General features: G+C 70.5%; 11 protein-coding genes. 7 read left to right on the forward strand and 4 right to left on the reverse strand.

Annotated features, from left to right (window positions below; genetic code table 11):
* Window positions 1–15: 15 nt before the first annotated feature.
* The 3 genes from P8A20_RS20150 to P8A20_RS20160 form a co-directional block, all read right to left on the reverse strand.
* Window positions 16–1,212: a DUF5667 domain-containing protein gene (locus P8A20_RS20150; protein WP_306103972.1), complete on the reverse strand. Its 1,197-nt coding sequence runs from the start codon at window positions 1,210–1,212 to the stop codon at window positions 16–18.
* 209 nt (window positions 1,213–1,421) lie between these two features.
* A complete protein-coding gene (locus P8A20_RS20155; protein WP_147958905.1) occupies window positions 1,422–2,207 on the reverse strand; it encodes an ECF subfamily RNA polymerase sigma factor, BldN family in 786 nt (261 codons plus the stop codon).
* Between the two features lie 401 nt (window positions 2,208–2,608).
* Window positions 2,609–3,550, reverse strand: coding sequence for an HAD family hydrolase (locus P8A20_RS20160; protein WP_147958906.1), 942 nt, complete (start codon window positions 3,548–3,550; stop codon window positions 2,609–2,611).
* A 144-nt stretch (window positions 3,551–3,694) separates the two neighbouring features.
* Here P8A20_RS20160 and P8A20_RS20165 point away from each other — a divergent pair, with 144 nt between their 5' ends.
* The 5 genes from P8A20_RS20165 to P8A20_RS20185 all read left to right on the forward strand — a co-directional run bounded on the left by P8A20_RS20165 (window position 3,695) and on the right by P8A20_RS20185 (window position 9,178).
* A complete protein-coding gene (locus P8A20_RS20165; protein ID WP_147958907.1) occupies window positions 3,695–3,970 on the forward strand; it encodes a glutaredoxin family protein in 276 nt (91 codons plus the stop codon).
* 285 nt (window positions 3,971–4,255) lie between these two features.
* Window positions 4,256–5,041, forward strand: a complete 786-nt coding sequence (locus P8A20_RS20170; protein WP_147958908.1) for a redox-sensing transcriptional repressor Rex — start codon at window positions 4,256–4,258, stop codon at window positions 5,039–5,041.
* Window positions 5,038–6,531 carry a glutamyl-tRNA reductase gene (locus P8A20_RS20175; protein WP_306103973.1) on the forward strand — a complete coding sequence of 498 codons (1,494 nt, stop codon included), beginning with the start codon at window positions 5,038–5,040 and terminating at the stop codon, window positions 6,529–6,531. The genes P8A20_RS20170 and P8A20_RS20175 overlap by 4 nt, the downstream gene beginning before the upstream one ends.
* Entirely contained in the window at window positions 6,528–7,514 is a 987-nt protein-coding gene (hemC, locus tag P8A20_RS20180) for a hydroxymethylbilane synthase (RefSeq protein WP_147958910.1), read from the forward strand. The genes P8A20_RS20175 and hemC overlap by 4 nt, the downstream gene beginning before the upstream one ends.
* Window positions 7,511–9,178 carry a bifunctional uroporphyrinogen-III C-methyltransferase/uroporphyrinogen-III synthase gene (locus P8A20_RS20185; RefSeq protein WP_147958911.1) on the forward strand — a complete coding sequence of 556 codons (1,668 nt, stop codon included), beginning with the start codon at window positions 7,511–7,513 and terminating at the stop codon, window positions 9,176–9,178. The genes hemC and P8A20_RS20185 overlap by 4 nt, the downstream gene beginning before the upstream one ends.
* A 99-nt stretch (window positions 9,179–9,277) precedes the next feature.
* Here the strand turns inward: P8A20_RS20185 and P8A20_RS20190 are convergent, their stop codons facing one another.
* The gene (locus P8A20_RS20190) at window positions 9,278–10,015 is read right to left on the reverse strand and encodes a class I SAM-dependent DNA methyltransferase (protein WP_306103974.1); all 738 of its coding nucleotides are present in this window, start codon (window positions 10,013–10,015) and stop codon (window positions 9,278–9,280) included.
* A gap of 142 nt (window positions 10,016–10,157) precedes the next feature.
* Between P8A20_RS20190 and hemB the strand changes: the two genes are divergently transcribed.
* Together hemB and P8A20_RS20200 are read left to right on the forward strand one after the other, a co-directional pair.
* Entirely contained in the window at window positions 10,158–11,153 is a 996-nt protein-coding gene (gene hemB / locus P8A20_RS20195) for a porphobilinogen synthase (RefSeq protein ID WP_147958913.1), read from the forward strand.
* Between the two features lie 434 nt (window positions 11,154–11,587).
* A complete protein-coding gene (locus tag P8A20_RS20200; protein ID WP_306103975.1) occupies window positions 11,588–12,547 on the forward strand; it encodes a MarR family transcriptional regulator in 960 nt (319 codons plus the stop codon).
* The last annotated feature ends 11 nt before the right edge of the window (window positions 12,548–12,558 follow it).

Below are 12,558 nucleotides of genomic sequence, written 5' to 3' on the forward strand. Positions count from 1 at the left end.
CTCATGCGCCTGCCTCTACTGTTCGACGTCCTCGCTGTCGATGCCCAGGCCGGGCAGCAGGCCCGGGAGGAGCGGCGGCAGGGTGACGTCCGGTGAGGGCGCGGTGCCGGATGTGCCGCCCGGTGAGGACGGGGCGGTGCCGTCCGTCGGGAGGTCTTCCAGCAGGCCGTCCGTGCCGCCGTCGAGCAGCCCGTCGGCCGGGCCGCTGTCGGAACCGGAGGGTTCCGGAGAGGTGCTCGTGGACGCGCTGTCGTCCGGGGCCGCGGAGGATTCGCGAGCTTCTCGCTCCGCGGGCGACGAGCCCTGCTCCTCCTGTGCGGAGCCGGCGGGCGGTGCGCCCTTCTCCGTGCCCGGTGCGCGGGGCAGCAGGGACTTCAGAGGGGCGACCTCCTGGTCCATGGCCTCGAAGACGGAGCTGACCTTGTCGCTGATGTCGGTCAGCTGGAAGGGCAGCCGGTCGCGGAGACTGCTCCAGGTCGCGCGGTGCGAGCGGGAGAAGGTTTCCAGCGTCTGGATGGGGCCGATGGCGCCGTCGCGCTCGTAGGCGGTGTGGAGCAGGCGGTGGCCCTCGGTGGCGTCGTGCGTCATGCCGTCGAGTGCGCGTCTGACCTCACCGATCGACTCGTGGTCCATCGAGCCGGAGCGGCCCCGCTCCATCAGCAGGCGGGCCTCGTTGAGACGGGTCGACGCCTGGTCGAGGTAGGCCTCGCCCCGGTCGGCGTCATTGCTGGCCATGCCGCGGCTGATGTCCTCCATGCCCCGCTTGAGCGGGTAGAGGGAGTCACCCGGCAGGGCGTCGGAACTGGCAGCGGCCACTCCGCCGAACGCTCCCGCGGCGACACCGACCGTGAGCCCGCCCGCGGTGAGGCCCTTCGCCCAGCGGGAGCGGGGACGCAGCCTCCGGATCGGGGAGGCCCGGTGGGCTCCCTTGCTCCGCTGTTCGGGCACGGTAGGGCCCGTGGACGCACCACCTTCGGCGAACATGGTCTCCATGGCCGCGACGAGCTGCGCTCGCTGCACCACTTTGACGTCGGGATCGAATTGCGGCTCCGGTAGCTCACCGAGGCCGTTCGCCAGGGCCAACAGCGGTCCGTGGTCGGCCGGTTCGGCCGGTTCCTCGGGCTGCACGGCCGCCGCACCCTTGGGGGACTGCTCCTCCAGGGCCTGGGCGAAGGCGTTCGCCCGCCGGTGTGCCGAAACGTTTGCGATCACTGGCGGCACCTCCTCTCGTCATGACGGTCGACTCCCCTGAGGGTCCGGAAGGTTGCCCACCGGAGACGTTTCCACACGATCGAGCGAGTGGAAACGTTCAGATGTGGCGACAGGGGGCCTGCATCCGGCACAACGAGTGGCGCGGCAGTTGGGTTACGGACTGAGGATGATCCGATCGGTGTGTCACGGACACGTCACGGATGGTGACGTCAGCGGGCGTCGTCCGGCAGAAGTCGTGCGAGAGTCCGCACGGCTCGGTACTGCAAGGTTTTGATCGCGCCCTCGTTCTTCCCCATGACCCGGGCGGTCTCGGCGACCGAGAGGCCCTGCAGGAACCGAAGGGTCACGCACTCCTGCTGTTGTGGGTTCAGCCGGCGTACGGCTTGCAGGAGCGCGGCGTTGGAGAGGGACTCCAGGACGGAGTCCTCCGGGCTCCGCGCGACCTCGTTGGCGTCGAGCATTTCGCCGGTGGTCACTTCCAGCCGGAAACGACTGGATTTGAAGTGGTCGGCGACCAGGTTCCGAGCGATCGTGACCAGCCACGCGCCGAAGTCGCGGCCCTGCCAGGTGAAGGTGGAGATGCGGCGGAGCGCGCGCAGGAACGTCTCGCTGGTGAGGTCCTCCGCCGTCGCCTTGCCTCCCACGCGGTAGTAGATGTACCGGTACACGGTGTCGCTGTACTGGTCGTACAGGCGGCCGAAGGCCTCGGCCTCGCCGGCCTGCGCGCGCTCGACGAGATCCATCATGCGCGCGCTGTCGCTGTCGGCTGTCGGCCGACGGGCGGGTGCCGACGGTGCGGCAGCCGTGGTCGCGCGGTTGCCGCGTCTTCCGACGGCCGCGCTGCGTTCGGCGAGGGCGTAACAAGGGCCGGCAGGTACAGGGGTGGCAAATTGGGGGACGGCGTACGCGGTGGGGACGAAGCCGCGCAAGAGGTCGAGGACCGTTGCGCGGAGCGTAGCCAGGCCCGAGGTGTCAACCCCGACGTGTGGGTACACGGGACTCCCAGAGGCAGAGCTTCCATCACGTGCAGTTCGAAAACCGTCACTCGTGGTAGCGGGTGGCGGGCTCCTTGTGCGTCTGAGGAGAATAACGCTTCGTACAGGCGGTGCTACACCCAGTTGCTCAAATCACCGATTACGTCGCTTCCGTAACCTCTAAGTGACGGATCAAGTGGCACATCGTGACCAGTTATTGATCGAATACCTTCGGGATCTGCATGTGGTGGCGACGGGTTGTGGTCGCCGGAACGCAACGCGACTGGCCGGAGCGATGGGTGTCCCCGCCCGGTGTTCCGCTCTCGATTGGGTGTACGCCTTCGGGCGCGCCGCTCGGCACGCGCCGGGGCCCCGTACGCACCTGCGTACGGGGCCCCGGCGCGTATGGGGTGGGGGCCGGGTCAGCGGCGGCGGCGGTGGATCGCGACGGCCGCGGCCGTGCCCCCGGCCAGGGCGCCGACGCCCGCCGCGGCCGGGATGCCGACCTTGGCGGCCTTGCGGCCGGTGCGGTAGTCGCGCAGCCGCCAGTCCAGCGAGCGGGCGTGCTTGCGCAGCTTGGAGTCCGGGTTGATCGCGTACGGATGACCGACCAGGGACAGCATCGGGATGTCGTTGTGCGAGTCGCTGTAGGCCGCGCAGCGCTCCAGGTCCAGGCCCTCGGCGGCCGCGAGCGCGCGTACCGCCTCGGCCTTCGCCGGGCCGTGAAGGGGTTCGCCGACCAGCCGGCCCGTGTAGACACCGTCGACCGACTCGGCCACGGTGCCCAGGGCGCCGGTGAGGCCCAGACGCCGGGCGATGATCGTGGCGGTCTCCACCGGGGCGGCGGTGACCAGCCAGACCTTCTGGCCCGCGTCGAGGTGGGCCTGCGCCAGCGCGCGGGTGCCGGGCCAGATGCGGTCGGCCATGTACTCGTCGTAGATCTCCTCGCCGATGGACATCAGCTCGGAGACGCGGTGGCCCTTGACGATGGACAGGGCGCTGTCGCGGGCGTCCTGCATGTGCTCCGGGTCCTCGACGCCGGCCAGTCTGAACCAGGCCTGCTGCCAGGCGAACCGGGTCAGTTCGCGGCGCTGGAAGAACTTCCGCTTGTACAGGCCGCGGCCGAAGTGGAAGATCGCGGCGCCCTGCATCACGGTGTTGTCGAGGTCGAAGAATGCGGCGGCCCGGGTGTCCCCGGCCACCGGGAACGCGGGCTCCCCGGTGTCCTCGGGGGTGGCCGGCAGCTCTTCGGTGCCGGTGGGGAGCGCCGACTTCCGCGCGGCCTCGGCTGCGGCCTCGCCTGCGAGCACGCTGCGTGCCGTGGCGGGGCGCCTGCGGGGGGTGAGCCATCCAAGAGCGGCCATGTCGTGAGCATAGCCATTCGGTTCGTCTCTTCCCGACCCGGCGGGATGCGGCGGTGTGAACTCTCCGGAACCAGGGCGTTAAACGGGTGATTCCGCACACTCGCCGGGTCCGTTCGGGTCCGGGGGGAGGCGCAGAATGAAGGTATGAGTGCTCTGTTGCGTCGCGCGAAGAAGAAGCCCGCGGACCGGGTGGTGACCCTCGTGGGAAAGCCGGGATGCCATCTCTGCGACGACGCGAGGCTGGTGGTGAGCGCGGTCTGCGAGGAGACCGGGGCGTCCTGGGTGGAGAAGGACATCACGCGGGACGAGGCGCTGCACCAGGAGTACTGGGAGCAGATCCCGGTGGTCCTGATCGACGGCGAGCAGCACACGTTCTGGCGGGTGGACCCGGCGCGGCTACGCACGGCCTTGCGTACGTGAGGGGGCTTCCTCGGTGAAACCCGGTTAACATCATGGGCGTTTTGAGTGGTCTCGGGGGCGTGGACATGAGGAGTGTGTACCGTCTTGCCCCCTTCGGGCCTGCAACGGGCTGATGGCGTCCCCGGTTCCGGGATCGCGCATGGAATATGCGTGACCCCGGTCACTTTGACCAGACAAAACGGACACTATCTTTGTGCACGCGTTCACAAAGACATAGCCTGCAGTCGACGGGGCGGTCATAGGACGTACGGCCGCCTGCAGCCCCGCTCATCCCGCAGGAGCACCGTGGCAACTGGCCGAACTCACCGACCGGCGACCCGTAGCCGAGGAATTCCCGAGGCCACCGTCGCCAGGCTTCCGCTGTATCTCCGCGCACTGACGGCGCTCTCCGAGCGCTCGGTTCCGACGGTTTCCTCCGAGGAACTCGCCGCGGCGGCGGGAGTCAATTCCGCCAAGCTGCGCAAGGACTTCAGCTATCTGGGCTCCTACGGCACGCGTGGTGTCGGGTACGACGTCGAGTATCTCGTCTACCAGATCTCCCGCGAGCTCGGGCTCACGCAGGACTGGCCCGTCGCGATCGTCGGCATCGGTAATCTCGGCGCCGCCCTCGCCAACTACGGCGGGTTCGCCTCGCGTGGTTTCCGGGTCGCGGCCCTGATCGACGCCGATCCCGCGATGGCGGGGACGCCGGTGGCCGGGATCGCCGTCCAGCACACCGACGACCTGGACCGGATCATCAGCGACAACGGTGTGTCCATCGGCGTCATCACCACTCCGCCCGGCGCGGCGCAGCAGGTCTGCGACCGGCTCGTCGCCGCTGGTGTCACCTCCATCCTGAACTTCGCGCCGACGGTGCTCTCCGTTCCCGACGGCGTCGATGTGCGCAAGGTCGATCTCTCGATCGAGCTGCAGATCCTCGCCTTCCACGAGCAGCGCAAGGCCGGCGAGGAGGCCGCCGCCGACGGCAGGGCGGCTGTCGACCCGGACTCCGACGAGGCGCCGCCGATGCGTGCGACGCCCGCCGGCCGGAAGGGACCTGACGGGGACATGCCCGCAGTGATGCCGGCATGAGTCTCCTGGTCGTAGGGCTGAGCCACCGCAGTGCCCCCGTCTCCGTGCTGGAGCGGGCGGCTCTGGCTGCCGATGCCCGGACGAAGCTGCTTCAGGACACCCTCGCCGCGGAGCCCGCGACCGAGGCCACCGTCCTGGCCACCTGCAACCGCATCGAGCTGTACGCGGACGTGGACAAGTTCCACGCGGGTGTCGCCGAGCTGTCGACCCTGCTCGCGCAGCACAGCGGGGTCGGGCTGGACGAGCTCACTCCCTATCTTTATGTGCACTACGAGGACCGGGCCGTCCACCACCTCTTCTCGGTGGCGTGCGGGCTGGACTCGATGGTCGTCGGCGAGGGCCAGATCCTCGGCCAGATCAAGGACGCGCTGGCGGTGGGGCAGGAGCTCCACACCGCGGGCCGTCTGCTGAACGATCTCTTCCAGCAGGCCCTGCGGGTCGGCAAGCGCGCCCACAGCGAGACCGGGATCGACCGGGCCGGACAGTCACTGGTCACCTTCGGTCTCGAGCAGCTGGCGGACGGCGCCGATGTCGACGTGTGGGCGGCCGGGAAGCGCGCGCTGGTGATCGGGGCGGGCTCGATGTCCTCGCTCGCCGCCGCGACCCTGGCCCGGGCGGGCGTCGGCGAGATCGTCGTCGCCAACCGCACCCGTGCCCGTGCGGACCGGCTCGTGGAGATCCTCGGCCAGGCCGGTGTCCCGACGGCGCGAGCCGTGGAGATGGCCGGGGTCCCGGACGAACTGACACGTGCCGACGTCGTCGTGTCCTGCACCGGCGCGACCGGCCTCGTCCTGACCGCCGAAGCCGTCGCCGCCGCGCTCGGTGCCGACTTCGACAGCGCGGCGCAGGCGCCCGAGGCCCCCGCCGCCGCGCTGCCCGACGAGCTGGACCAGCACGCGGCGTGGGTGGAGAACGGGTCCGCCGCCGCTGCCGCGCAGGACCGGGCCGTGCGCCGGGCGGCCGCCCGGCCGGCGGCCACCGGACCCGCCCGGCTCCACCTGCTCGACCTCGCGATGCCGCGTGACATCGACGGAGCGGCCCACCGCGTCGCCGGTGTGCGCCTCGTCGACATCGAGTCGCTCGCCGAGGCGTCCGCGGACGCCCCGATGGCCGCCGATGTGGACCAGGTGCGCACCATCGTCTCCGACGAGGTCGCGGCCTTCGGAGCCGCGCAGCGCGCCGCCCACATCACCCCGACCGTCGTCGCCCTGCGCACCATGGCCGCCGATGTGGTGGCCGGCGAGATCGCGCGGCTCGACGGACGCCTCCCAGACCTGGACGAGAAGCAGCGCGCCGAGATCACTCAGACCGTGCGCCGCGTCGTCGACAAACTCCTGCACGCGCCCACCGTGCGGGTCAAGCAGCTCGCGAGCGAGCCCGGCGGCGCCGGGTACGCCGATGCGCTGCGGGAACTCTTCGACCTCGACCCGCAGACGGTGGCCGCCGTCTCACGGGCAGACCTGAACGACCCGAATCGAGGGCGGTCATGACCGAGAACTCTCCCCTGGGCGGGGAGACCACCACACCCCTGCGGCTGGGCACCCGGCGCAGCAAGCTCGCCATGGCGCAGTCCGGCATGGTTGCCGACGCGGTCCGTGAGGTGACCGGGCGTGCCGTCGAGCTCGTCGAGATCACCACGTACGGGGACGTCTCCCGGGAGCACCTGGCGCAGATCGGCGGGACCGGTGTGTTCGTCGCCGCGCTGCGTGAGGCGCTGCTGAGCGGCGAGGTGGACTTCGCCGTCCACTCGCTCAAGGACCTGCCGACCACGCAGCCCGAGGGCCTGGTCCTTGCCGCGGTGCCGCAGCGCGAGGACCCTCGCGACGCACTGGTGGCGCGGGACGGGCTGACCTTCGGGCAGCTGCCGCCCGGTGCCCGCATCGGCACCGGTTCGCCGCGCCGCATGGCGCAGCTCAACGCGTACGCCCGCTCGCACGGCCTCGAGATAGAGACCGTCGCGATCCGCGGCAACGTCGATACGCGCATCGGTTTCGTACGAAGCGGGGAGCTGGACGCGGTGGTACTCGCCGCCGCCGGGCTCAGCCGTCTCGGACGCACGGACGAGGTCACCGACTTCCTGCCGGTCGACACCGTTCTGCCCGCTCCCGGCCAGGGAGCACTGGCGGTCGAATGCGCTGAAAGCAGCGCTGACCTCGCCGCAGCTCTCGCCGAGCTCGACGACCCGTACACCCGGGTCGCCGTGACCGCCGAGCGCGCCCTGCTCAACGCCCTGGAGGCCGGCTGTTCCGCACCTGTGGGTGCGCTGGCAGACCTCCTGGCCGAAGGGCAGGTTGTCAACGAACTGCGCCTGCGCGGTGTCGTCGGTTCAACCGACGGTACTTCCCTGGTGCAGCTGTCCATCACCGGTCCCGTCCCCACGTCGCACGACGACGCGGCGGCCCTCGGTCGCGAGCTCGCGGCCGAGATGCTTGCCAAGGGTGCGGCCGGTCTTATGGGGGAGCGAGCACTTTGAGCCCCACCGGCCCTGTCGTATCCGACTTCCCTGTCCTGTCCTCAGGGCATGTCACCTTCCTCGGCGCCGGTCCCGGCGACCCCGGACTGCTGACGCTGCGCGCCGTCGAGGCGCTTGCGAGCGCGGACGTCCTTGTCGCCGAACCGGACGTTCTCGACGTCGTTCGCTGCCATGCGCGGGCAGGGGTAAGCACGCCTGAGATGACGGTTGTTGACGTCGCGTCAACACCCGCCGGAGTACCCGTCCTCAGGGATGCCGCCAATCTTGTCATGGAGGCAGCGAAGGGCGGCAGGCGGGTGGTGCGTGCCGTCACGGGCGACCCCGGTCTGGACGGCAACACGGGCGCCGAGATGCTCGCCTGCGCTGCCGCGGGTGTGCCTTTCGAGGTCGTGCCCGGCATCGCGAACGCGGTCGGTGTACCCGCGTACGCAGGTGTGCCACTGCGTGACGCGCAGGGCGCCGATGTGCGCTTCGTCGACGCGCGTACCGCTTCGGACCGCTGCTGGTCCGAGGTCGGCGCGAGTGACGCGACGGCCGTCGTGTCCACTTCGCTCGACTCGGTCGCCGCGGCCGCGGGTGAGCTGGTCTCCGCCGGGCGCAAGCCCGACACCCCGCTCACGGTCACGATCGCCGGTACGACGACCCGCCAGCGCACCTGGACGGCGACCCTCGGGACGATCGCCCAGGTCCTGAAGCAGGCCAAGGTCCTCCCGTCGCCGGACGGGCACCTGCCCGTCATAGCCGTGGTCGGGGAGCGCAGCTCCGCCGCCCAGCGCGACCAGCTCGCGTGGTTCGAGTCCAAGCCGTTGTTCGGCTGGAAGGTGCTCGTGCCGCGCACGAAGGAGCAGGCGGCGTCGCTCTCCGACCAACTGCGTTCCTACGGTGCCGTGCCGCACGAGGTCCCGACGATCGCCGTCGAGCCGCCGCGTACGCCCCAGCAGATGGAGCGCGCGGTCAAGGGGCTGGTCACGGGCCGGTACGAGTGGATCGCCTTCACCTCGGTGAACGCGGTGAAGGCCGTGCGGGAGAAGTTCGAGGAGTACGGGCTCGATGCCCGCGCCTTCGCCGGGATCAAGGTCGCGGCCGTCGGTGAGCAGACCGGTGCGGCTCTGGTCGACTTCGGTGTGAAGCCGGACCTGATGCCGTCCGGTGAGCAGTCCGCCGCGGGTCTGCTGGAGGACTGGCCGCCGTACGACCCGGTCTTCGACCCGATCGACCGGGTGTTCCTGCCGCGCGCCGACATCGCCACCGAGACCCTGGTGGCCGGGCTCATCGAGCTGGGCTGGGAGGTCGACGACGTCACCGCGTACCGCACGGTCCGCGCCTCGCCGCCCCCGGCGGAGACCCGGGAGGCGATCAAGGGCGGCGGTTTCGACGCGGTGCTCTTCACCTCGTCCTCGACCGTCCGCAACCTGGTCGGTATCGCGGGCAAGCCGCACAACGTGACGGTGATCGCGTGCATCGGTCCGGCCACGGCCAAGACCGCGGAGGAGCACGGCCTGCGGGTCGACGTCCTGTCCCCGGAGCCGTCGGTCCACAAGCTGGCCCAGGCGCTGGCGGACTTCGGTGCGCAGCGCCGGGACGCGGCCAAGGAAGCCGGTGACCCGGTGACCCGGCCGAGCGAGCGGCGCCCGGGTGCGCGGCGTCGCCGGACGACCACCTGATCCGGCGGGCAGCGGATTCGTGGGCCCGGTCGCTTCCTCGGGGGAAGCGGCCGGGCCCTTCGCGTACCCGCGCTCGGGCGGTGCCGGGGCCCTCCGGCCTCAGACCGGCTTGCGCCACACCGAGATGTGGCCGCCGGAGTCCTGGGTGAACGGCGTCCCCTCCCAGTCGGCGACCCGGCGTTCCGGCTGGAGCCCGGCGATCTTCGCCATGAGGTCGAGTTCCGCCGGCCACGCGTACCGCTGGCGGCAGCTGCCACGGCGGTAGCCGCCGTCTTCCTCGCGGGTGAAGTGGTGCGAGACGAGGAGCTGCCCGACCAGGTCGAAGGTGTCGAAGCCGAGGTGCCGCTCGGAGACGTCGAACGGCACCGCGGTCTGCGTGGGTGGCAGGAGCCGCAGCGGTGGCACACCGAGCTCGACGACGAACCGGCCGCCGGGTTCCAGGTGGCGCGCGGCGTTGCGGAAGCACTCGACCTGCTCGTCCTGGGTGAGCAGGTTCGAGATGGTGTTGTAGACGACGTAGACCAGCGAGAACGTGCCGCGGACGACGGTGGTGGCCATGTCCCCGACGGTGACCGGGAGCCGGTCCTCGTCGATCTTGCGTCGTAGTACGGCTGCCATGTGCTCGGAGAGTTCGATACCGGTCACGGGTACGCCGCGTTCACGGAGCGGGACGCCGACGCGGCCGGTCCCGATGGCGAACTCCAGGGCCCGCCCGTCACCGGCGAGTTCGGAGAGGAAGTCGAGGGTCGGTCCGAGGAAGGCGGCGGTGGATCTCGGCGCCTCTTCGGTGTCGTAGCGGTCGGCGGTCGCGTGGTCCCACAGTTCGCTGCTCGTCACGGGCGGGCACTCTGCCGGATTCCAGGGGGTGCTGTCGACGTGATTTCCGTCCGGTGCCGTGTCAGGGAGGTCGGGCCCGGCCTTGTTTTTTCCGGCTGGGCTGTCGGTAAACCGGTGATGTGTGCGGGTCTAACCTCGAAGGATGACCGATTACGGAAACTTCCCCGGCTCGCGGCCCCGCCGGCTGCGGACGACCCCCGTCATGCGGCGCATGGTCGCCGAGACCCGGCTCGACCCCGCGAACCTGATCCTGCCCGCGTTCGTGCGCGAGGGCATCGACGCCCCGGTCGCCATCTCGGCCATGCCGGGTGTCCAGCAGCACACTCTCGACACGCTGCGGAAGGCCGCCGTGGACGCGGTCGCGGCGGGTGTCTCGGGGATCATGCTCTTCGGCGTCCCGCTGGACGAGAAGAAGGACGCCAGGGGCACGGCGGGCACCGACCCGGAGGGCATCCTCCAGGCCGGTCTGCGGGCAGTGCGGGAGGAGGTCGGCGACGACCTCGTGATCATGTCCGACCTCTGTCTGGACGAGTACACCGACCACGGCCACTGCGGGGTGCTGACCGAGGACGGCCGTGTCGACAACGACGCCACCCTGGAGCGGTACGCGGAGATGGCCCAGGTGCAGGCGGACGCGGGTGCGCACGTGGTGGGCCCCAGCGGCATGATGGACGGCCAGGTCGGCGTGATCCGCGACGCACTGGACCAGACGGGCCACGAGGACGTGTCGATCCTCGCCTACACCGCGAAGTACTCCTCGGCCTTCTACGGTCCGTTCCGCGAGGCGGTCGGCTCCTCGCTCCAGGGTGACCGCAAGACGTACCAGCAGGACCCGGCGAACATCCGCGAGTCGCTGCGCGAGCTGGCGCTGGACCTGGAGGAGGGCGCCGACATGGTCATGGTCAAGCCCGCCGGGCCTTACCTGGACATCCTCGCCAAGGTCGCCGACGCGGTGGACGTGCCGGTCGCGGCGTACCAGATCAGTGGTGAGTACGCCATGATCGAGGCCGCCGCGGAGAAGGGCTGGATCGACCGGGACGCGGCGATCCTGGAGAGCCTGACGGGCATCCGGCGCGCGGGTGCGCGGATGATCCTGACGTACTGGGCGACGGAGGTCGCGCGGAAGCTGGGGCGCTGAGGCCCTACGCAGAGTCCTGGAGGCGGGTCACGACAGGTCGTGGCCCGCTTCGTGCTGTCACGAGGCGACGGCGTGAAGCCGGTGCTCGAAGCTCGGGTCCCGAGCACCGGGATTCGGGGGACGAGCTTCGGGAGGGGTGCGGTCACTCTCCCGGGGGACGTTTCCGGTAGCGCGGGCCCGATGCTTGAGCTTCGGGACTCGGGCGGCGAGATGCGGGCTTCGGGATTCGAGCGCCTTCTTTACCCGGTAGGTAGAAGAGGGTTCGGGTAAACCTCCCCCACCTCCCTGACCCGTCACGATCAGCAAGTATGACTAATCGTGACCGACTTGCAGCGGAGTGTGGCGACTGCTTACGGTGCCGGAAACGAACGACCCCGACACGGTGCTAGCAACACCGGCCGGGGTCTCACCGCAAGATCGAGAAGAGCGATCCCGTGGCTATCCAGAAGATTAGCTCCGCCCTGCGTGCCCCCGCCTCCCCGCGCCCGTACCCGATGGCCAGTCCCGGCTACGGCAAGCGATCCGCGCCGGACCAACAGCCGCGCCGCGCCGATGACTTCATGTTGCTGCCGCTGCGGGAGCGGAACATCGCCGGGTTCATCGACCAGCTTCCCGAGGGCGCGGCGATGGACGTCAAAGGGCTGGCGAAGCAGTTGCCGCTCTACGGTCAGCAGGCGGTCGGTTCGGCCCTCAAAGCCCTGTCCGTCGCCGGGTATCTGCGCCGTGTGCGCTGCCTGGTGACCGGTGAGGGCGGCCAAGTGCGCTGGGTCTTCCGCACGTTCTGGTCCCGCACGGCCCGCGACAACGAGTGGTGGGGTGCGCTGATGGCTGCCGAGGTTCGGCGGGCAGCCGTTCCCGAGCCTGTGGTGGTCGTTTCCCCTGCGGCCGCCGCCGTACCGCAGCAGCGGACGCCGGAACCGGATCGGCCCGTGCTGGAGGGCGACTCCCCCGCGTACGCTGCCCTGGCGCAACTCGGCCGCTCCGATGCCCGGCTGGCGCTCTCTGCCGCTGACTGTGCGGTCCTGGAGCCGTTGGCCGCCGAGTGGTTCACGCGTGGAGTGGACGCCGACTACCTCGTCCGGGCCCTCGTCGCCGGGCTTCCCGCCCGGGTCGACTCACCGGTCGGCCTCGTCCGCCGCCGCCTCACGGACAAGATCCCGCCCCAGGTGTCCGTCACCCCGGTGCCGCCCGCACCGGGCACGCCGGTCCGGCGGGTGATGATGGAGTGCACCAAGTGCGGTGTGCCCGGTCGCGCCGAGGCCCTTCCTGATGGCCTCTGCCGCACCTGTCGGCAGCCGGATGAGGGGGCGCCGGAGGTCCCCGCCGAACTGCCTGCCGAACGGGACGTGCGTACTTACGTCGCCGAGCTTCGCGATCTGCTCAAAGCGCCCTGAACGCCTGCTGT

Source organism: Streptomyces sp. Alt3 (assembly GCF_030719215.1).
GTDB lineage: Bacteria > Actinomycetota > Actinomycetes > Streptomycetales > Streptomycetaceae > Streptomyces > Streptomyces glycanivorans.